Raw genomic sequence first — 19248 nt, 5'->3', positions numbered from 1 at the left:
AGACAACACCGTCGTCGTGGCGTTGCACACCGATGTGGCCGTCGAAGTGACCGTCTCGGTCTATGGCGAAACCGCCTGATCACGACAAATCGTCATTTGTCGCTTCAGCAAAAAGCCGCCCTCGGGCTAATGCCAGTCAGTTAAGACGACAGAGCCCCAAAGGCAAGTAAAAAGGGAACCTATTCATCATGTTCCCTTTTTCATTTGTCCGCGCTACTGCAAACCTCATTGGATGAGACGCTGGCGGCGTTGCCCGCCAACGCCATGGCCGAGCTGGGATCGCTGATTGATCCGGCCTGGATTAAACAGGCACTGCATGCCAGCGGCAAAGCCTCGATACGCCGGCGCAAGCTTCCAGCAGAGCACGCCGTCTGGCTGGTGATCGGTCTGGCCTTGTTTCGCCACATGCCGCTTTGGCAGGTTGTTCAAGAGATGGCGCTGACCCTTGAAGGGCAAGAATTGCCTGCGCCCAGCAGCAGCGTGCAGGCCCGCCAGCGGCTGGGGGCCGAGCCGCTGGAGCATTTGTTTACTCTGCTGACGCAAGCCTGGGGCAGATCACACCCGGTGCATGAAGAGAGCTTGCGTGTGCTGGCCGTCGATGGCGTCGTCTGGTCTGCACCCGACAGTGCGGACAACCGCCAGGTGCTGGGCAGTGGCCAGACGCAATACGGCCCCCAGCCTTGGCCGATGGTCAGGGCCGTGTGCCTGTTGGACACCGACAGCCATGAACTGCTCGATGCCAAGCTGGGCGACTATGGTCAGGGAGAGCTGACGCTGGCGGCTGGGCTGCGCGGTCTGGATCACTCCATCACGTTGTTTGACCGGGCATACTTTTCCGCAGCGTTCCTGCTCGATTGGCACAGTGCAGGCGAGCAACGCCATTGGCTCACGCGCGCCAAGGACAACCTGCGCCATGAGGTGGTGCAACGCCTGGACGAAGGAGACTGGCTGATCCGCATGCCCGTGTCGCAGCGCGCCAGGAAGCTACGCCCCGAACTGCCCAGCCACTGGCAGGCGCGGCTGATCCAGACCCAGGTGCAGGGCAAGACCCGGCGGTTCATCACCTCGATGCTGGACCCGAAACGCTTTGGAGCGGAACAACTGGCACAACTGTATTGCCAGCGCTGGGAGATCGAGTTGGGGTTTCGTGAGATCAAGCAGTCCCTGCAACAAGGCAAGGGCGTGCTGCGCAGCAAGCAGCCACAGTTGGTAATGCAGGAGGTCTGGGGTGTGCTGATTGCGCATACCGTGCTCAGGCGCTGGATGCGCTTGATGGCCCAGCATGTGAAGGTGGAGCCCGTGCGCATCAGCTTTCACACGGCAAAGCATGCCATCGTTGCCGCGCTCAACACCGCGCGTCTGGCCCGTGCAGGGGCACTGCCCCAACAACTGCGACTGCTACTTGAACAGGCCCGTTACTTCGTGCTTCCTGCGCGGCGTACCGGGCGACGCTTCCCGCGCGAGGTCAAGCGCTCTCGCAGTAAGTTTCCGACAAAGAAAATGCCAGTCAGCTCTTAACTGACTGGCATTGGCCCTCGGGCGGCTTTTGCATTTCTTGTGCACGCATCGCCCACCGTTTATCCACAGAGTTGTGCAATGACGGGACTGGCCCTGCTCGCTAGCATCCCACGCTTGCCCTTTTGAAAGTCTGCACCTCATGTCCGCCGTCCCATCCATGTCCGTCGAGGGTTTTGCGCCAGTGCTGCTGGATCCGGCCGTTGCCCAGCTGCGCGTGCCGCCCCATTCCATCGAGGCCGAGTCCAGTGTGTTGGGTGGCCTGCTGCTGGACAACATGGCCTGGGATCGCGTGGGTGACTTGTTGGTGGATGGCGACTTCTACCGCCATGAGCACCAGCAGATTTACGCAGCCATCGGTGCGCTGATCAACGCCAGCAAGCCGGCAGACGTGATCACGGTACACGAGCATCTGCAGAGCATGGGCAAGGCCGAGGAGATCGGCGGCCTGGCTTATCTGAACAGCCTTGCGCAGTACGTGCCCAGTGCCAGCAACATCCGCCGCTACGCCGAGATCGTGCGCGAGCGCGCCATCCTGCGCAAACTGGTGACCGCCAGCGACGAGATTGCCACCAACGCCTTCAACCCCCAGGGTCGCCCGGTGGATCGCATCCTGGACGAGGCCGAGCAGAAGATTTTTGCCATCGGTGAAGAGGGTTCGCGCATGAAGCAGGGCTTTCAGTCGCTCGACACCCTGGTGATCGACCTGCTCGATCGCGTGCAGGAAATGGCGGACAACCCCATGGACGTGACCGGCGTGCCCACAGGTTTTGCCGATCTGGACCGCATGACCAGCGGCCTTCAGGCGGGCGATCTGGTGGTGCTGGCGGCGCGGCCGTCGATGGGCAAAACCTCTTTTGCGGTGAACATTGCAGAGCATGTGGCGCTCAACGAAGGCCTGCCCGTGGCCATCTTCTCCATGGAAATGGGCGCGGCGCAGCTGGCGGTGCGTATCGTGGGATCGATCGGGCGCGTCAACCAGGGCAATCTGCGCACGGGCAAGCTGTCAGACGAAGAATGGCCGCGTCTGACCGAAGCCATCGAAAAACTGCGCACCGTTTCGCTGCACATCGACGAAACCCCCGGCCTGACCCCGTCCGAGCTGCGCGCCAATGCGCGGCGGCTGGCGCGCCAGTGCGGCAAGCTGGGGCTGATCGTGGTGGACTATTTGCAGCTGATGAGCGGCTCCGGCAGCAACAGCTCCGACAACCGGGCGACCGAGCTGGGCGAGATTTCGCGCGGCCTGAAGATGCTGGCCAAGGAACTGCAATGCCCGGTGATCGCGCTGTCGCAGCTCAACCGTTCGGTGGAAACACGCACTGACAAGCGCCCCATGATGAGCGACCTGCGCGAGTCCGGCGCCATTGAGCAGGACGCGGACATCATCATGTTCATCTACCGCGACGATTACTACAACAAGGACTCCAAAGAGCCCAACGTTGCAGAAATCATCATTGGTAAACAGCGTAACGGCCCCACGGGGACGGTGAAGCTGTTCTTCCAGAAGAACCAGACGCGCTTCGAGAATCTGGCCATGGGCGCGGGCGACGATTACTATTAAGAATCAAATGCGCCGCTAGCCCTTGTACTATAAGCGCTAGTAGCTATTTATTTGATAGCAATTGGGCGCTCGACAGTGCACTCCCGTCAACGCGAAAGTGCCCAGGCCAGCAATGCAAAAGTGCACACGCCCAGTGCGCAGACCGCCAGCAGCAGCTGCATGCCGCGCCGGCGCAGTCCATCCACGGCACGCACCAGCTGTGCGTTTTGCTCGGCCAGCGACTCGATCAATACCGCAGAGCTGCGCTGGTCTTCTTCCAGCTGCGCCAGCCGCGCCTGCAGCGCGGCGATGTGATCGGGCGTGCTGTCAATGCGCTGCGCGGGGGCGTCAGCAGGCGCCTTGCGGGTGTTGCTCATGAGCTTGCGGGCAGCCTGCATGATCTGTGGCGTGGCTTCTATCACCTCGCCCCAGGGCACCAGCTTCAAGGCGGTCATCCAGCCCAGGGCCATCAGAGCACCTCGCTGGCAAAGTCGGCCAGGCGCGAACGTTCGCCCCGCGCCAGGGTGATGTGACCGCTGTGGGGCCAGCCCTTGAAGCGATCCACGGCGTAGGTCAGGCCCGAGGAGCCTTCCGTCAGGTAGGGCGTGTCGATCTGCGCCAGGTTGCCCATGCAGATGATCTTGGTGCCCGGCCCGGCGCGGGTGATCAGCGTCTTCATCTGCTTGGGCGTCAGGTTTTGCGCTTCGTCGATGATCACGTACTTGTTCAGGAAGGTGCGCCCGCGCATGAAGTTCATGCTCTTGATCTTGATGCGGCTGCGGATCAGCTCGTTGGTGGCCGCGCGGCCCCATTCTCCTGCGTTGCCGCCATCGCCCTTGGCGAGAAACTCCAGGTTGTCGTCGAGCGCGCCCATCCAGGGGCCCATCTTCTCTTCCTCGGTGCCGGGCAGAAAGCCGATGTCTTCGCCCACGCTCACGGTGGCGCGGGTCATGATGATCTCGGTGTAGCGGCGCTCGTCCAGCACTTGCGTCAGGCCGGCGGCCAGGGCCATCAGTGTCTTGCCGGTGCCCGCAGTGCCGGTCAGCGTGACAAAGTCCACTTCAGGATCCATGAGCAGGTTCATGGCAAAGTTCTGCTCGCGGTTGCGGGTGTTGACGCCCCATACGGTGTTCTTGACCGATCCATAGTCCTTGAGCGTCTCCAGCACCGCCGTCTTGTCGCGTATCTCGGTCACGCGCGCATGCAGGCTGGGCTCGCCCGGTGCTTCGAAGTACACAAACTGGTTCATCATGAACTGATTCACCACCGGGCCACCGACACGGTAGTAGGTGTGCGCGCCGCTTTGCCAGCTTTCGACGTTCTTGCCGGCCTTGGTCCAGAAATCTGCCGGCAGGGCCAGGCTGCCGGCGTACAGCAGATCCCCGTCTTCCAGCGTCTTGTCGTTCTGGTAGTCCTCGGCGGCCAGACCCAGAGCACGGGCCTTGACGCGCATGTTGATGTCCTTGGACACCAGCACCACCTCGCGTGGCGCATGCAGCTTGCGCAGCGCCTCCACCACGCCGAGGATCTGGTTGTCGGCCTTGCCCTGGGGCAGGCTGGAGGGCAACTGGTAACTCAGCGGTGCGGTCTGAAAGTACAGGCTGCCGCCAGCGGCACGCTGCCCCGTGGAGTCGAGCCTGAGGCCGCTGGCCATGTCGGCGCTGCCGTGGGCGGCCGCCAGCGCATCCAGCGTGCGGCTGGCCTGGCGACCGTTGCGGGCGACTTCGGTCATGCCTTTCTTGTGGGCGTCGAGTTCTTCCAGCACGATCATCGGAAGGAAGATGTCGTGTTCCTCGAAGCGGAAAAGGCTGGTAGGGTCGTGCAGCAAGACATTGGTGTCGAGCACGAACATCTTTGCCGGGCCTGTTGCACGGCGTTTGCGGGGCGCGGCTTCGGGCGCGGCGCGGCGTGGCGCGGTGACATGGCTGTGCTTGTTGCGGCTGCCATCATTGACCGCCCGGGAGTCCGTGGAGCGCGCTGATCTGGCGCGCACCTTGACTTGTGTGTCTTGCGTATCCTGTTGCCTGGGAGAAGCAGGCTGGGGCTCGGTCACTGCCTTGGACGATTTTGGCGTTGGCGAAGGTGCGCTCGCCGTGGCGTCGGCATGCACCGCCGTCGCTGCGGCGCTGCTGGTTCTGGCCTTGCCGGTAGCACGCTTGCGTGAGGGGCTGGGTTCTGGCGCCGCCGCGGGCGCGGAAACCTCTGGCGGTTCGTCCTCGGAAACGGTCAGGCGATAGGCGTCTGGCTTGAGCAGTGCGGCGCGCTTGGTCGGGGCGGGAGGCAGGGGCATGGTGCGGAGAGTCTCGCAGGAAGGGACATTCAAAAAACAAAAAGCCGCCAGGAGACCATGGCGGCTTTGGGTTCGAGGAAGCGCTTTACGTTCTTCAGCGGCATTGAGCCATTATGCATGCAGCCATCACGAGTTGGATTGCTCTGGCGCGAGGTCGCCCCGGTATCTCCGTAGCGCCGTTCTTACGCCGCTTGCTTAACAGGCGTCTTGATGGACTTGACGGCCTTGAGAACCTCGTCCACATGGCCGGGCACCTTCAGGCCACGCCATTCCTGCACCAAAATGCCTTCGGGATTAATCAGGAAGGTGCTGCGCTCGATACCCTTGACCTTCTTGCCGTACATGATCTTGTTCTTGACCACGCCGAACATATGGCACATTTTTTCTTCGGTGTCGGCGATGAGTTCAAAGGGCAGTTCAAGCTTTTCCTTGAAGTCGTCGTGAGACTTCATGTTGTCGCGCGAGACGCCGAACACAACTGCGCCAGCCTTTTCAAAGTCCTTGAACTTGTCTCGGAACTGCATTGCCTCGGTGGTGCAGCCGGGTGTATTGTCCTTGGGGTAGAAGTACAGAATCAGGATCTGACCCTGGTGCGAGATGTTGGAAACCTTGATTCCACCCGTCGCGTTGGCTTCAAATTCAGGAAGGGGTTTGTTGACAACGATCGCCATGGCACTTCTATCTCTCTGGAATTAGTCGAATGAAAGCCGGGGGAGTGGGGTGGGTTGACTCTGGGCATGATGCCCCCGACCGCAACCCACTATTTTACCCGCAAACCCCAGGGGCGCCCAAGCTTTGGCCCGTGTGCGGGGTGCGGAAAGGGTTGACTTACGGGCGATCCTGGCTCTCCAGCAGCAGGGCTGCGACCACATTGCGCCCCTCGACCGCCAGAACGTTGTAGGTGCGGCAGGCGGCCTGTGTGTCCATGGTTTCCAGGCCGGTGCGCCGCGCCATCAGCGGTTGCAGCCAGGCGGGCGGCGGGAATCGGTTGCGCAGACCGCTGCCGAAGATCACCACTTCGGCATCCAGTTCCGCCAATTGTGCAAAGTGTGCGGCCGTCAGGTCTTCGAATCGGCTGCACTGCCAGGCGATGCGCTGGCCTTGTGAGCCGATGATGATGCTCTCGTACACCTTGTCGGTGTCCACGCCAATCCAGCCGGATCCGTAGCCGGTGATGGTCTGCACGTCGGAGCGGTCGGGCTGAAATTTCATGGGCGCCGTGAATTGGTTGAGGCCTGCGCCGCTGCCGGGACTGGGCAATGGCCGGTGTCTGCCGGTGGAACTGTGGTCAAATTATAGGTTTCACCGAGGTGCCGTTTGCCTGGTGGGGCGACTGCCCTGCTGGTGTTCAGTCCTCAAGAGCCGCCCGGAGTCGCCCGCGCATGAAGCCCGTTCATAAATCCGCCAAACTCAATAACGTTCTCTACGATGTCCGTGGTCCCATCGTGGACGCTGCCAAGCAGATGGAGGACGAGGGCCAGAAGATCATCAAGTTGAACATCGGCAACATGGCCCCCTTTGGCTTCGATGCGCCCGAGGAAGTGCAGCAGGACATGATTCGCAACCTGCCCAATTCGGCCGGCTACTCGGACAGCAAGGGCATTTTTGCGGCGCGCAAGGCGGTGATGCACTACACCCAGCAGTTGGGCATTGCCGGCGTTACCCTGGAGGACATCTACCTGGGCAATGGCGCCAGTGAGCTCATCTGCATGGCCACCAATGCGCTGCTCAACGAAGGCGACGAACTGCTCGTGCCCATGCCCGACTACCCGCTGTGGACGGCAGCCGCGTCGCTTGCGGGCGGCACGCCGGTGCACTACCGCTGCGACGAAGAGGCTGGCTGGCTTCCCGACCTGGACGACATGCGCGCCAAGATCACGCCCAGCACGCGCGGTATCGTGGTCATCAACCCCAACAACCCCACGGGTGTGCTGTACCCCAACGAACTGCTCAAAGGCATCATTGCCCTTGCGCGCGAGCACAGTCTGGTGCTGATGGTCGATGAGGTGTACGACAAGGTGCTGTACGACGGCGTCAAGTTCACTTCCATGGCCAGCCTGAGCACCGATGTGCTCACCCTCACGTTCAACTCGCTGTCCAAGGCCTACCGCTCCTGCGGTTACCGTGCGGGCTGGATGGTGGTCTCCGGTCCCAAGGCCGACGCGCGCGACTACATCGAAGGCCTGAACATGCTGGCCAACCTCAAGCTCGGCTCCAACGTGCCGGGCCAGTGGGCCATTCAGACCGCGCTGGGCGGCTACCAGAGCATCAACGATCTGGTCAAGCCCGGCGGGCGCCTGTGCCGCCAGCGCGACCTGGCCTACGAACTGATCACCGCCATCCCTGGCGTCACCTGCGTCAAGCCGCATGCGGCGCTGTACATGTTCCCGCGGCTGGACCCGCAGATGTACCCCATCGCGGATGACCGTCAGTTCTTCATGGAAGTGCTGCGCGCCACGCGGGTCATGTTGGTGCAGGGCTCTGGCTTCAATTACCCCGACAACCAGCACTTTCGCATCGTGTTTCTGCCGCACGAGGCTGACCTGCGCGAGGCCATCGGCCGGCTGGCGGACTTCCTGGCGGCCTACCGCCGGCGCCACGCCAAGGTTGCGTGAACTTCATTTTTGATAGCTGTCAGCGCTGTTCAACCGCGCGCTGGAGCCCTTTTTCACTGGTAACCCTCATATGAAACCCATCCAAGTAGGCCTGCTGGGCATCGGTACCGTCGGCAGCGGTGTGTTCAACGTGCTGCAGCGCAATCAGGAAGAGATCCGTCGCCGCGCGGGCCGCGGCATCGAGATTGCCTGTGTTGCCGATCTGGATACCGTCCGCGCCCGCGCCATCGTGGGCGAGCACGCCCGCGTGGTGGGCGATGCACGCGAAGTGATCGCCAACCCTGAGATCGACATCGTGGTCGAGCTGATTGGCGGCTACGGCATTGCCAAGCAGCTGGTGCTGGAGGCGATTGCCGCCGGCAAGCATGTGGTGACGGCCAACAAGGCACTGCTGGCGGTGCATGGCACTGAAATCTTCAAAGCCGCGGCCGACAAGGGCGTAGTGGTGGCCTACGAGGCAGCCGTGGCCGGCGGCATCCCCATCATCAAGGCGCTGCGCGAAGGCCTGGCGGCCAATCAGATCCAGTGGGTGGCCGGCATCATCAACGGCACCACCAACTTCATCCTGTCCGAGATGCGCGACAAGGGCCTGGACTTCGACGTAGTGCTCAAGGAGGCCCAGCGCCTGGGCTACGCCGAAGCCGACCCGACCTTCGACATCGAGGGCGTGGACGCCGCGCACAAGGCCACCATCATGAGCGCCATCGCGTTCGGCATCCCGGTGCAGTTCGACAAGGCTTATGTGGAGGGCATCACCAAGCTTGCGGCAGCCGACATCCGCTACGCCGAGCAGCTGGGCTACCGCATCAAGCTGCTGGGCATCACCAAGCGCACCGACAAGGGTGTGGAGCTGCGCGTTCACCCGGCGCTGGTGCCTGCCAAGCGCCTGATTGCCAACGTGGAAGGCGCGATGAACGCCGTGGTGGTGCACGGCGACGCCGTGGGCACCACGCTGTACTACGGCAAGGGCGCGGGCAGCGAGCCCACGGCCAGCGCCGTGATCGCCGACCTGGTGGACATCACCCGCCTGATCGAGGCCGACCCCGCGCATCGCGTGCCGCCGCTGGCCTTCCAGAGCCACACGCTGCGCGAGGCAGGGCAAGACTTGCCCGTGCTGCCCATGGCCGACGTGGTCACCAGCTACTACCTGCGCATCCGCGTGGCCGACCAGGCCGGCGTGCTGGCCAAGATCACCGGCATCCTGGCCGGCGCGGGCATCAGCATCGACGCGGTGCTGCAGCGCGAGGCCGACGAGGTGGGCGGCAAGGGCAGCACGCAGACCGACCTGATCATCCTCACGCACGACACGCGCGAGGGCGACATGGACGGCGCGCTGGTCCAGATCCAGGGCCTGCCCACGGTGCTGGCCGGCATCACGCGCATCCGCAAGGAAGAGCTGAACAACTAACAAGGGCTGCGAGCCATGCTGTACCTGTCCACCCGCGGCCACCCGGACCGCAAACATTTCTGCGACATCCTGCTCGAAGGCCTGGCGCCCGACGGCGGCCTGTACCTGCCCGAGCGCTACCCGCAGATCGGCGACGCCGAGCTGACCGCGCTGCGCACCGCCTATCACACGCAAGGCTACGCCGAACTGGCCTTCCGCATCCTGTCGCTGTACATCGACGACATTCCGCCCGCAGACCTCAAGCGCCTGTGCGAGAAGACATACACCGCCGAGGTGTTCGGCACCGGCGAGATCGTGCCGCTGCGCCACCTCGAAGACGGCCTGTGGATCGAGGCCCTGTCCAACGGCCCCACGCTGGCCTTCAAGGACATGGCCATGCAGCTGCTGGGCAACCTGTTCGAGTACGAACTGGGCCGCCGCGGCGAGCAGCTCAACATCCTGGGCGCCACCAGCGGTGACACCGGCAGCGCGGCCGAATACGCCATGCGCGGCAAGCAGGGCGTGCGCGTGTTCATGACCAGCCCGCACGGGCGCATGAGCCCGTTCCAGCAGGCGCAGATGTTCAGCCTGCAGGACGCCAACATCCACAACATCGCCATCGAAGGCGTGTTCGACGACTGCCAGGACATCGTCAAGGCCGTCTCCAACGACCACGCGTTCAAGGCCCGGTACAAGATCGGCACCGTCAACTCCATCAACTGGGCGCGCCTGCTGGCGCAGGTGGTGTACTACTTCGCGGGCTACATCCAGGCGACGGAAACCAACGGCCAGAAGGTCAGCTTCACCGTGCCCAGCGGCAACTTCGGCAACATCTGCGCCGGCCACGTGGCGCGCCAGATGGGCCTGCCGATCGACCGCCTGATCGTGGCCACCAACGAGAACGACGTGCTCGACGAGTTCTTTCGCACCGGCGCCTACCGCGTGCGTGGCAGCGCGCAGACCTATGAGACCTCCAGCCCGTCCATGGACATCTCCAAGGCCAGCAATTTCGAGCGTTTCGTGTTCGACCTGCTGGGCCGCGATGCCGGGCGCACGCGCCAGTTGTTCGCCGAGGGCGTGGCACGTCAGGGCTTCTTCGACCTGGGGGCGGATCCCGTGTTCGCGGACGCGCGCGCCAAATACGGCTTCGAGAGCGGCAAGAGCACGCACGCCGACCGCCTGGCCACCATCCGTGACACCTACGACCGCTTTGGCCAGATCATCGACACCCACACCGCCGACGGCGTGAAGGTGGCGCGTGAGCGCCGCGGCGATGCGTCCGTGCCCATGATCGTGCTGGAGACGGCCCTGCCCATCAAATTTGCCGAGACCATCCAGGAGGCCCTGGGCCGCGCACCCGAGCGCCCGGCCAGGTTCGAGGGCATCGAGCAGCTCCCCAAGCGCGTGCAACTGCTGCCGGCGGATGTGGAGCGGGTCAAGGCCTACATTGCAGCCCATTGCGATTAATGGTCTAAATAGCTTCCAGCGATTGCCTGGCAAGCGCTGGAAGCTATTAAAAAATGAGTGAAACCAAAGGAGTGCCCGGATGAAGGTGGTTGGCTTTGCCGGCTATTCAGGCAGCGGCAAGACCACGCTGGTAGAGCAGCTGATCCCCGAGCTGCGCCTGCATGGCCTGCGCGTGTCGGTGGTCAAGCATGCGCACCACAAGTTCGACATCGACCATGTGGGCAAGGACACCTGGCGCCACCGCGAGGCCGGCGCCTACGAGGTGGCAGTGGCCTCCGACCGGCGCATGGCCCTGATGCGCGAGTTCGAGCAGCAGCGCGCGCCCAGCGTGCACGAGCTGCTGGCCGAGCTGGACCCGTGCGTGGACTGGGTGCTGGTGGAGGGCTTCAAGGAAAGCGACCTGCCCAAGATCGAGATCTGGCGCGCAGCCTCCCACGACTATCGCGAGCGCCCCGCGCTCTACCCGCACGACCCCCGCATCATCGCCGTGGCATCCGACGCGCCGCAGCCTCCCCTGCCCACGGCGCTGCCCTTGCTGAACCTGGATGACCCCCACGCCGTGGTGCAATGGCTGCTGGCGCAGGGGGCACGGTTTGACTATGTGCCCGATCGGGCGGAGGCTTGCGAATGAACCCCCAAGCGCGCGCACCCCTCAAGCCGCTGGACGAGGCCCTGGCCGATCTGCTGGCGCAGGCCACCCCCCTGGCGGGCACCGACACCGTCAACACCTTCGACGCCGACGGCCGCGTGCTGGCGCAGGCCGCCACCTCGCCGTTGCAGGTGCCGCCCAGCGACAACAGCTCGATGGACGGCTACGCCGTGCGCTGCGCCGACGTGCCGGCATCGGGAGTGGAGCTTTTGGTGTCGCAGCGCATTCCCGCGGGCAGCTTCGGCACGCCGCTGGCGGCGGGCACGGCGGCGCGCATCTTCACGGGCGCGCCGGTGCCAGCGGGGGCCGATGCCATCGTGATGCAGGAAGACTGCGAGGCGCTGGACGGCGAGCGCGTGCGCGTGAATGCCGTGCCGGCCCCGGGTCAGTGGATTCGCCGCGCGGGCGAGGACATCACCCTGGGCGCGCAGGTACTGGCGGCCGGCACGCGCCTGACCCCCGCCGAGCTGGGCCTGGCCGCCAGTATCGGCTTAGGCCGCCTGCAGGTGGCGCGCCGGCCCCGCGTGGCGCTTTTTTCTACGGGCGACGAGCTGGTCATGCCTGGCGACGTGCCGCCCGCGCAAATGAAGCCCGGCGCCATCTACAACAGCAACCGGTTTTTCTTGCGTGCGATGCTGCTGCGCCTGGGCTGCGAGGTGAGCGACTTGGGAATAGTGCCCGACCGGCGCGAGGCCACCGTGGCCGCGCTGCGCCAGGCCGCCAGCGGGCACGATTTGATCCTGACCAGCGGCGGCGTGAGCGTGGGCGAGGAAGACCACATCAAGCCGGCGGTGGAGAGCCTGGGGCGCCTGGACTTGTGGCAGATCGCCATGAAGCCGGGCAAGCCCTTTGCCTACGGCCAGATTGCGCACGGCAGCGGCAGCGCGCACTTCATGGGCCTGCCGGGTAACCCGGTGTCCAGCTTCGTCACCTTTGGCCTGCTGGTGCGCCCCTTTGTGCTGCGTCTGCAGGGGGTGCGTGATGTTGCTCCTAAAGCAATAGCTGCTACCGCTGGATTCGACTGGCCCCGGGCTGATAAACGCCGTGAATTCCTGCGCGTGCGCCAGGGGGTGGACGGCACGCTGGAGCTGTTTGCCAACCAAAGCTCGGGCGTGCTCACCTCGGCGGCCTGGGCCGACGGTGTGGTGGACAACCCGGCGGGCCAGACCATTGCGCGCGGCGACCGCGTGCGTTTTTTGCCGTTTGCGGAGCTGCTGTCATGACTGCCCCCATCACCGTCACCCTGCGTTACTTCGCCTCCATCCGCGAGGCGGTCGGCACCGGGCAAGAAACGCTGCAGACCGGCGCTGCCACTCTGGGCGCGCTGCGCGACGAGCTCATCGCGCGTGGCGAGCCCTGGGCCGCCTGCCTGGCTCGCGACCGGGCCGTGCGCATGGCCCTCAACCAGACCATGGCGCATGACGCCACCCCGCTGAAGGCGGGCGCCGAGGCGGCTTTTTTCCCGCCAGTCACCGGCGGCTGAAGCGTTTGAAACCGGTCAGGGCTGCACGGGCCGCAGCGGCAGCTCCGGGCTGCGCCAGTCCAGCAGTTCAGCCAGGCGCAGCGTGATCCAGCGCGCCTCACCCTCGCTCACGCCCGCATCCGGCCCGGACAGTCCGGCGTGAATGCCGAGCAGCACGCCTTCTTCAGACCGCGCGCCGCCGTGGTAGAGCAGCTGCGCCTGCTCGACCAGATGGCAGGCCAGGTCTTCGCACAGTTCATAGCGGGCCCGCACCTCATCGGCTGGCGCCATAAGCCGCGCGCGTGCGTCGCTGAACAGCGCAATGAAAGAGGGCGGGACCAGGATCTGGTTGTCGTCGTGCATGGCGGCCATTGTGGTGCACGGCGCAACAGCACAAAGGCGCTGCGCCGTGACAGCGCGGCGCCCGTGGGGGAAGGGTGAAGATGCCAGCAACTGGCGGGGCGACCGGCTGGGCAGGGCGCTCAGCGTTTTTGACCACCCTTGGGGCCGTCGTCGCGAGTGAACAGCCAGATGAAAAACCCGCCCATGCACAGGATGAAAGCGAGGCCGATGGCGCTGAACAGGCCCACGTCGGTCGTGAAGAGTTGCTGGAGCAGTTGCATGGGGGGATCCTCCGTTGTTGGCTTATGGGGTGATTGCAGCCCAGCAAGGCCGGGGCGTCTTTGAGTCAGGTCAAGGGCAGGGCTGACGCCGGTGCATGAGTTCGATCAGTCGGGCACAAAGAGACGCCCGAAGCGCTGCTGGTCGGCTGCCAGCTCGAAGGTGGCCAGCTGGCCCATTTTTCCGTCGGCGCGGCGGTGGGCGGCAAACAGGCTGTAGCGTCCCGCAAGGGCGTAGCTGGCCAGGTCGATCAGCGCGTAGGGTTGGGGCACGAAGGTCTGGAACTCGAACACCACGCGGTGCACATTGCGCGGCGAGGGGTAGAGCGTGTAGTCGTCGGTGGTGAGGGTCTGGATTGCCATTGGGAGGTGTGAAAGTAGGGTGGGGCGTTAAAGTGCCGGTCAATTCGCTGATTTTGCTCCTGCCCATTGCCATGAACCGCGTCTCCATCCAGACCCAGGACTTTGATGTCTCGACTGAACTGGCAGCCCTGCGCGCCCAGGACGCCCGTGTGGGCGCCGTGTGCTGCTTTGTGGGCACGGTGCGCGACCGAAACGACGGCGACAGCGTGTCCACCATGGAGTTGGAACACTACCCCGGCATGACCGAAAAATCCATCGAGGCGATGGTGGATGAGGCCCTGCGGCGCTTTGACATCTTTGGCGCCCGGGTGATCCACCGCGTGGGGTTGCTGCAGCCGCTCGACCAGATCGTGCTGGTGGCGGTCACCAGCGCGCACCGCGGTGAGAGCTTTCAGGCCTGCGAATTTCTCATGGATTACCTCAAGACCCAGGCGCCGTTCTGGAAGAAGGAGCAAACCGGGCAGGGCGCACGCTGGGTGGATGCTCGCGTGAGCGACGATGCGGCGCTGGCGCGCTGGGGCATCACGGCGGGCAATGCCTGATGCCCAAGCTTGGGCCTTGGGCATTGACCTTGCACCGCGCTTGGTAGAAGAATGAGAAAAAAAGGCCTCCAGCGCTTGTTCATCAATCGCTGGCAGCTATCAAATAAATAGCTGTTTGGGGCAATGGCGCCTGAAGCCGGTACAGGCTCAGGTCAGTCGGCTGGCGGGCATGCTGTCTTGAAATCGGGCAGGCCACGCCTCAAGTGCATTGCAATTCGGAGGATACGAACCATGCGCCAGGACAAACTCACCACGAAGTTCCAGGAAGCCCTGAGCGACGCGCAGTCGCTTGCGCTGGGCAACGACCACGCCTACATCGAACCCGTGCACCTGCTGGCGGCCATGCTGCGCCAGGACGACGGCCCGCGTGCGCTGCTGGAGCGCGCCGGCGCCAACGTGCCCGGCCTGCTGGCAGCGGCCGAGGCCGCCATGAAACGCCTGCCCCAGGTGCAGGGCCACGACCAGGTGCAGGGCGGGCCCGAGCTGGGCCGCGTGCTGCAGGCCACCGAAAAAGAAGCCATCAAGCGCGGCGACCAGTTCATCGCCAGCGAGCTGTTTTTGCTGGCCCTGACCGACAGCAAGGGCGAAGCGGGCCGCATCGCCAAAGAAAACGGCCTGACGCGCAAGAGCCTGGAGGCCGCCATCGACGCCGTGCGTGGCGGCCAGAAGATGGACAGCGCCGAGGCCGAGGGGCAGCGCGAGGCACTGAAAAAATACTGCATTGACCTGACCGAGCGCGCCCGCCTGGGCAAGCTGGACCCAGTGATCGGCCGCGACGATGAAATCCGCCGTGCCATCCAGGTGCTGCAGCGGCGCACCAAAAACAACCCGGTCTTGATTGGCGAGCCCGGCGTGGGCAAGACCGCCATCGTGGAAGGCCTGGCCCAGCGCATCGTGGGCGGCGAGGTGCCCGAGTCGCTCAAGGGCAAGCGTGTCCTCTCACTGGACATGGCGGCGCTGCTGGCGGGCGCCAAGTTCCGCGGCGAGTTTGAGGAGCGCCTGAAAACCGTGCTGAATGAGCTGGCCAAGGACGAGGGCCAGACCATCGTCTTCATCGACGAGCTGCACACCATGGTGGGTGCCGGCAAGGCCGAGGGCGCGATGGATGCGGGCAACATGCTCAAGCCCGCGCTGGCGCGTGGCGAGCTGCACTGCGTGGGCGCCACCACGCTGGACGAATACCGCAAGTACATTGAAAAGGACGCCGCGCTGGAGCGGCGCTTTCAGAAAATCCTGGTGGGCGAACCCACGGTGGAGGCCACCATCGCCATCTTGCGCGGCCTGCAGGAAAAATACGAAGTGCACCATGGCGTGGAGATTACCGACCCGGCCATCGTGGCCGCGGCCGAGCTCTCGCACCGCTACATCACCGATCGCTTCCTGCCCGACAAGGCGATTGACCTGATCGACGAGGCGGCGTCCAAGATCAAGATCGAGATCGATTCCAAGCCCGAGGTGATGGACAAGCTTGATCGCCGTCTGATCCAGTTGCAGATCGAGCGCGAAGCCGTGCGCCGCGAGAAGGACGAAGCCTCGCAAAAGCGCTTCGGCCTGATCGAGGAAGAGATCGCATCCCTGCAAAAGGAGATTGCCGACCTTGACGAAATCTGGCAGCAGGAGAAGGCCCAGGCCCAGGGCAGTCAGCAGGTGCGCGAACAGGTCGAACAGGTCAAACAGCAGATCGAGGAATTGAAGCGCAAGGGCGACTTCAACAAGGTGGCAGAGCTGCAATACGGCAAGCTGCCCGATCTGGAAAAGCAGCTCAAGGAAGCCCAGGCCAAGGAAGAAGGCAAGGACGGCGCCGCCCAGGCCAACCGCCTGCTGCGCACCCAGGTGGGTGCCGAGGAAATCGCCGAGGTGGTGAGCCGCGCCACGGGCATTCCCGTGGCCAAAATGATGCAGGGTGAAAAAGACAAGCTCTTGCAGATGGAAGGCAAGCTGCACGAGCGCGTGGTGGGCCAGAACGAGGCCATTGCAGCCGTGGCCAACGCCATCCGGCGCTCGCGCTCGGGTCTGTCCGACCCGAACCGCCCCACCGGCAGCTTCCTGTTCCTGGGCCCCACGGGCGTGGGCAAGACCGAGCTGTGCAAGGCGCTGGCGGGCTTCCTGTTTGACAGCGAGGAGCACCTGATCCGCATCGACATGAGCGAATTCATGGAAAAGCATAGCGTCGCGCGCTTGATTGGCGCGCCTCCGGGCTATGTGGGCTACGAAGAGGGCGGCTATCTCACCGAGGCCGTGCGCCGCAAGCCCTATTCCGTGCTGCTGCTCGATGAGGTGGAGAAGGCCCACCCTGACGTTTTCAACGTGCTCTTGCAGGTGCTCGACGATGGCCGCCTGACCGACGGCCAGGGCCGCACCGTGGACTTCAAGAACACCGTGATCGTGATGACGAGCAACATTGGCTCGCACCTGATCCAGGCCATGGTGGGGGAGGATTCGGACGACATCAAGGAAGCGGTGTGGGGCGAGCTGAAGAACCACTTCCGCCCTGAGTTCTTGAACCGCATTGACGAAACCGTGGTGTTCCATGCGCTGGATGCGCAGCACATTGCCAAGATCGCCAAGATCCAGCTGCAGCTGCTGCAAACCCGGCTGGCCAAGATGGACCTGGAGCTGCAAGTGTCCGACGCGGCCCTGGCCGAGCTGGCCAAGGTCGGCTTCGACCCGGTGTTTGGTGCGCGGCCGCTCAAGCGGGCGATTCAGCAGCGCATTGAAAACCCGTTGTCCAAGCTGCTGATCGAAGGGCGTTACCTGCCCAAGAGCGTGATTCCTGTGGATGTCGATCCTGTGACAAACCCAGGGGTATTCCAGTTTGGCGAGGCCCGCGCCGCGGGTTGAGCTCTAACATGCAAGGGCGTTGTGCGGCGTGGGCCGCGCGCCCGCCTGTCAGAAAGGGGCATGGTTTGAACGAAGTAGTGGCTGGCGTGATCCGGTGGACGTTGCGCCTGGTGGTCTTTGCCATGGGTGTGGTCTTTTTCCTGAGCCTGCTGGCCGCAGCGGCCGTGCTGGCCGTGGTGTGGGCGCTGCGCGCACTGTGGGCCCGCCTGACCGGCAAACCGGTGGCGCCATGGACCATGCGCATGGATCCGCGCACAGGCTGGAGCACGGTGTACCGCAGCACGGCGCGCTGGACTGCGCAGGCGCCCTCCGCGCGTCAGGGCGGCGAAGCAGGCGGTGCGCGTGACATCACCGATGTGGTGCCGCGCGAGATTCGCTAAAGCCCGCCCCAAGCGCTGCCGGCGCTTGGTTGCAGCTTTTTTGTTGACTTGATGCACTGCCGCGCGGCCTGTTCAGGCTTTCGCGGCTTTTTTATGACACCGCACGACATCCGCCAATGCTTTGAACTGCAGCGCCACGCCAGCCGCGCGCAGCCCGACGTGCCCCTGACGCTGCGGCGCGAGCGCCTGCTGCGCCTGCGCAAGCTGCTGGACGAGCATGGTCCCACCCTGGCTGCGGCCGTGCAGGCAGACTTCGGCATGCGCTCGACCCGTCTGACGCAAGTGGCAGACCTATTTGTGTTGCAGGCGCAGCTGTCGCACACCCTGCGCCGCCTGGCGCGCTGGAGCCGGCGCACCAAGGTGTGCACGCCGCCGCTCCTGCAGCCGGCACGCGCATGGATCGAGCGCCAGCCGCTGGGCGTGGTGGGCGTGATCTCGCCTTGGAACTACCCGGTGCAGCTGGCCTTGGCGCCGGTCATCGGCGCGCTGGCCGCGGGCAATCGCGTGATGCTCAAGCCCAGCGAGCTCACGCCCCACACCAGCGCGCAGCTGGCGGCGCTGGTGGCGCAGTTCTTTGCGCCCGATGAGTTCTGCGTGGTGCAGGGCGATGCGGCCACGGCGGCGCTGATCGCGTCGTTGCCGTTTGACCACCTGGTGTTCACCGGCTCCACAGCCGTGGGGCGCAAGGTGGCGCAGGCGGCAGCGGCCAATCTGACGCCCACCACGCTGGAGCTGGGCGGCAAGTCGCCTGCGATCATCGACGCGGACTGCGACATGCAGGACGCCGCGCTCAAGATCGCCCACGGCAAGCTGCTCAACGCGGGCCAGACCTGCATTGCCCCTGATTACGTGCTGCTGCCGCGCGGTAGCGAGGCGGCGTTTGCCGACGCCTACCGTGCTGCCGTGGCGCGGTTGTATCCGTACTTCGAGGGCAATCCAGACTACGCCGCCATCATCAACCCGCGCCACCTGGCACGGCTGCGCACCATGCTGCAGCAGGCGCAGACGCAAGGCGCCGAGGTGCTGGTGATGCAGCCCGTGCCGGGCTCGCCCTCGCCGCCGCCCCAGGGCCTGGGCGATGGCGTGGGCCGGCAGATGGCGCCAGTGCTGGTTTTTGGCGCTGCGCAGGGCATGCAACTGATGCAGGAAGAAATCTTCGGCCCCGTGCTTCCGGTGCTCAGCTACGAGCGGCTGGACGACGCCATCGCCCACATCAACGCTCATCCGCGGCCGCTGGCGCTGTACTGGTTTGGCCGCAGCGAGGCGGTGCAGGACGATGTGCTGCGCCGCACCGTGAGCGGCGGCGTATCGGTCAACGACACGCTGATGCATGTGGCGCACGACAACCTGCCCTTTGGCGGCGTAGGCGACAGCGGCTGGGGCGCCTACCACGGCGAGGCGGGCTTTCTGCGCTTTTCCCACCAAAAGTCGGTGCTGGTGCAGTCGCGCTGGTTTCTGGGGCACCTGCTGTACCCACCCTACGGCGCGCGCTTTGACAAGGTGATGGCGTTGATGCGGCGCCTGCTTTAGCAGGGCTGCTGCGACCGGCCCCGCACGTTGCTATGCCACAGAAGCGG

At 64.6% G+C, this 19248-nt stretch carries 19 protein-coding genes; 12 read left to right on the top strand and 7 right to left on the bottom strand.

The genetic code is table 11. The features are described from left to right. Positions 1 to 228: 228 nt before the first annotated feature. Together AB7E35_RS11010 and dnaB are read left to right on the top strand one after the other, a co-directional pair. Complete coding sequence (locus AB7E35_RS11010; protein WP_428167555.1) at positions 229 to 1518, top strand: IS4 family transposase; 1290 nt, start codon at positions 229 to 231, stop codon at positions 1516 to 1518. A 139-nt stretch (positions 1519 to 1657) separates the two neighbouring features. Continuing rightward, positions 1658 to 3076: a replicative DNA helicase gene (dnaB, locus tag AB7E35_RS11005; protein WP_428163358.1), complete on the top strand. Its 1419-nt coding sequence runs from the start codon at positions 1658 to 1660 to the stop codon at positions 3074 to 3076. Between the two features lie 86 nt (positions 3077 to 3162). On the opposite strand, the gene AB7E35_RS11000 is transcribed toward dnaB, so the two are convergent. The 4 genes from AB7E35_RS11000 to AB7E35_RS10985 all read right to left on the bottom strand — a co-directional run bounded on the left by AB7E35_RS11000 (position 3163) and on the right by AB7E35_RS10985 (position 6557). Beyond that, positions 3163 to 3525 carry a hypothetical protein gene (locus tag AB7E35_RS11000; RefSeq protein WP_428167554.1) on the bottom strand — a complete coding sequence of 121 codons (363 nt, stop codon included), beginning with the start codon at positions 3523 to 3525 and terminating at the stop codon, positions 3163 to 3165. Then, entirely contained in the window at positions 3525 to 5345 is a 1821-nt protein-coding gene (locus AB7E35_RS10995) for a PhoH family protein (RefSeq protein WP_428167553.1), read from the bottom strand. Before AB7E35_RS10995 ends, AB7E35_RS11000 begins: the two co-directional genes overlap by 1 nt. Before the next feature lie 182 nt (positions 5346 to 5527). After that, positions 5528 to 6016, bottom strand: coding sequence for a peroxiredoxin (locus tag AB7E35_RS10990; protein WP_428163361.1), 489 nt, complete (start codon positions 6014 to 6016; stop codon positions 5528 to 5530). A gap of 157 nt (positions 6017 to 6173) precedes the next feature. After that, positions 6174 to 6557 carry an Mth938-like domain-containing protein gene (locus AB7E35_RS10985; RefSeq protein WP_428167552.1) on the bottom strand — a complete coding sequence of 128 codons (384 nt, stop codon included), beginning with the start codon at positions 6555 to 6557 and terminating at the stop codon, positions 6174 to 6176. A gap of 170 nt (positions 6558 to 6727) precedes the next feature. On the opposite strand from AB7E35_RS10985, the gene AB7E35_RS10980 reads away from it, so the two are divergent. From AB7E35_RS10980 to moaD, 6 genes are all read left to right on the top strand, one after another. Next, on the top strand, positions 6728 to 7960 hold the full coding sequence (locus AB7E35_RS10980; RefSeq protein ID WP_428167551.1) for a pyridoxal phosphate-dependent aminotransferase: 1233 nt from the start codon (positions 6728 to 6730) through the stop codon (positions 7958 to 7960). A gap of 70 nt (positions 7961 to 8030) precedes the next feature. After that, the gene (locus AB7E35_RS10975; RefSeq protein WP_428163364.1) at positions 8031 to 9368 is read left to right on the top strand and encodes a homoserine dehydrogenase; all 1338 of its coding nucleotides are present in this window, start codon (positions 8031 to 8033) and stop codon (positions 9366 to 9368) included. Positions 9369 to 9383: 15 nt separating this feature from the next. Next, on the top strand, positions 9384 to 10814 hold the full coding sequence (gene thrC / locus AB7E35_RS10970; RefSeq protein WP_428167550.1) for a threonine synthase: 1431 nt from the start codon (positions 9384 to 9386) through the stop codon (positions 10812 to 10814). A gap of 79 nt (positions 10815 to 10893) precedes the next feature. Then, complete coding sequence (gene mobB, locus AB7E35_RS10965) at positions 10894 to 11445, top strand: molybdopterin-guanine dinucleotide biosynthesis protein B (RefSeq protein ID WP_428167549.1); 552 nt, start codon at positions 10894 to 10896, stop codon at positions 11443 to 11445. After that, positions 11442 to 12686, top strand: a complete 1245-nt coding sequence (locus AB7E35_RS10960) for a molybdopterin molybdotransferase MoeA (RefSeq protein WP_428167548.1) — start codon at positions 11442 to 11444, stop codon at positions 12684 to 12686. Before mobB ends, AB7E35_RS10960 begins: the two co-directional genes overlap by 4 nt. Further along, positions 12683 to 12946 (top strand): molybdopterin converting factor subunit 1, encoded by a 264-nt coding sequence (moaD, locus tag AB7E35_RS10955; RefSeq protein WP_428163368.1) that lies wholly within the window; start codon positions 12683 to 12685, stop codon positions 12944 to 12946. The genes AB7E35_RS10960 and moaD overlap by 4 nt, the downstream gene beginning before the upstream one ends. 15 nt (positions 12947 to 12961) lie before the next feature. Here moaD and AB7E35_RS10950 read toward each other — a convergent pair whose 3' ends face one another. From AB7E35_RS10950 to AB7E35_RS10940, 3 genes are all read right to left on the bottom strand, one after another. Then, positions 12962 to 13288 (bottom strand): hypothetical protein, encoded by a 327-nt coding sequence (locus tag AB7E35_RS10950; RefSeq protein WP_428163369.1) that lies wholly within the window; start codon positions 13286 to 13288, stop codon positions 12962 to 12964. Between the two features lie 119 nt (positions 13289 to 13407). Continuing rightward, entirely contained in the window at positions 13408 to 13548 is a 141-nt protein-coding gene (locus tag AB7E35_RS10945) for a DUF3149 domain-containing protein (protein WP_428163370.1), read from the bottom strand. Positions 13549 to 13653: 105 nt separating this feature from the next. Next, a complete protein-coding gene (locus AB7E35_RS10940; RefSeq protein ID WP_428163371.1) occupies positions 13654 to 13908 on the bottom strand; it encodes a hypothetical protein in 255 nt (84 codons plus the stop codon). Between the two features lie 71 nt (positions 13909 to 13979). Here AB7E35_RS10940 and AB7E35_RS10935 point away from each other — a divergent pair, with 71 nt between their 5' ends. The 4 genes from AB7E35_RS10935 (at position 13980) to AB7E35_RS10920 (ending at position 19201) form a co-directional block, all read left to right on the top strand. Further along, entirely contained in the window at positions 13980 to 14450 is a 471-nt protein-coding gene (locus tag AB7E35_RS10935; protein WP_428163372.1) for a molybdenum cofactor biosynthesis protein MoaE, read from the top strand. A 231-nt stretch (positions 14451 to 14681) separates the two neighbouring features. After that, positions 14682 to 17291 carry an ATP-dependent chaperone ClpB gene (clpB, locus tag AB7E35_RS10930; protein ID WP_428163373.1) on the top strand — a complete coding sequence of 870 codons (2610 nt, stop codon included), beginning with the start codon at positions 14682 to 14684 and terminating at the stop codon, positions 17289 to 17291. Between the two features lie 65 nt (positions 17292 to 17356). Next, the gene (locus tag AB7E35_RS10925) at positions 17357 to 17671 is read left to right on the top strand and encodes a hypothetical protein (protein ID WP_428163374.1); all 315 of its coding nucleotides are present in this window, start codon (positions 17357 to 17359) and stop codon (positions 17669 to 17671) included. 93 nt (positions 17672 to 17764) lie between these two features. Then, the gene (locus tag AB7E35_RS10920) at positions 17765 to 19201 is read left to right on the top strand and encodes a coniferyl aldehyde dehydrogenase (RefSeq protein WP_428163375.1); all 1437 of its coding nucleotides are present in this window, start codon (positions 17765 to 17767) and stop codon (positions 19199 to 19201) included. The last annotated feature ends 47 nt before the right edge of the window (positions 19202 to 19248 follow it).

Origin of the sequence: Diaphorobacter sp. (assembly GCF_050251835.1) — a bacterium.
GTDB lineage: Bacteria > Pseudomonadota > Gammaproteobacteria > Burkholderiales > Burkholderiaceae_C > JBFXIE01.
This window is presented reverse-complemented; position numbering and strand designations above follow the sequence as displayed.

Excerpts from the sequence above, each read along its gene's own strand:
- AB7E35_RS10960 (WP_428167548.1), top strand. The coding sequence starts at position 11,442 with ATGAACCCCCAAGCGCGCGCACCCCTCAAGCCGCTGGACGAGGCCCTG.
- AB7E35_RS11000 (WP_428167554.1), bottom strand. The coding sequence starts at position 3,525 with ATGGCCCTGGGCTGGATGACCGCCTTGAAGCTGGTGCCCTGGGGCGAG.
- thrC (WP_428167550.1), top strand. The coding sequence starts at position 9,384 with ATGCTGTACCTGTCCACCCGCGGCCACCCGGACCGCAAACATTTCTGC.
- clpB (WP_428163373.1), top strand. The coding sequence starts at position 14,682 with ATGCGCCAGGACAAACTCACCACGAAGTTCCAGGAAGCCCTGAGCGAC.
- AB7E35_RS10985 (WP_428167552.1), bottom strand. The coding sequence starts at position 6,557 with ATGAAATTTCAGCCCGACCGCTCCGACGTGCAGACCATCACCGGCTAC.
- AB7E35_RS10995 (WP_428167553.1), bottom strand. The coding sequence starts at position 5,345 with ATGCCCCTGCCTCCCGCCCCGACCAAGCGCGCCGCACTGCTCAAGCCA.
- AB7E35_RS10920 (WP_428163375.1), top strand. The coding sequence starts at position 17,765 with ATGACACCGCACGACATCCGCCAATGCTTTGAACTGCAGCGCCACGCC.
- moaD (WP_428163368.1), top strand. The coding sequence starts at position 12,683 with ATGACTGCCCCCATCACCGTCACCCTGCGTTACTTCGCCTCCATCCGC.
- AB7E35_RS10940 (WP_428163371.1), bottom strand. The coding sequence starts at position 13,908 with ATGGCAATCCAGACCCTCACCACCGACGACTACACGCTCTACCCCTCG.
- dnaB (WP_428163358.1), top strand. The coding sequence starts at position 1,658 with ATGTCCGCCGTCCCATCCATGTCCGTCGAGGGTTTTGCGCCAGTGCTG.
- AB7E35_RS10990 (WP_428163361.1), bottom strand. The coding sequence starts at position 6,016 with ATGGCGATCGTTGTCAACAAACCCCTTCCTGAATTTGAAGCCAACGCG.
- AB7E35_RS10945 (WP_428163370.1), bottom strand. The coding sequence starts at position 13,548 with ATGCAACTGCTCCAGCAACTCTTCACGACCGACGTGGGCCTGTTCAGC.
- AB7E35_RS10950 (WP_428163369.1), bottom strand. The coding sequence starts at position 13,288 with ATGCACGACGACAACCAGATCCTGGTCCCGCCCTCTTTCATTGCGCTG.
- AB7E35_RS10980 (WP_428167551.1), top strand. The coding sequence starts at position 6,728 with ATGAAGCCCGTTCATAAATCCGCCAAACTCAATAACGTTCTCTACGAT.
- mobB (WP_428167549.1), top strand. The coding sequence starts at position 10,894 with ATGAAGGTGGTTGGCTTTGCCGGCTATTCAGGCAGCGGCAAGACCACG.
- AB7E35_RS10935 (WP_428163372.1), top strand. The coding sequence starts at position 13,980 with ATGAACCGCGTCTCCATCCAGACCCAGGACTTTGATGTCTCGACTGAA.
- AB7E35_RS10975 (WP_428163364.1), top strand. The coding sequence starts at position 8,031 with ATGAAACCCATCCAAGTAGGCCTGCTGGGCATCGGTACCGTCGGCAGC.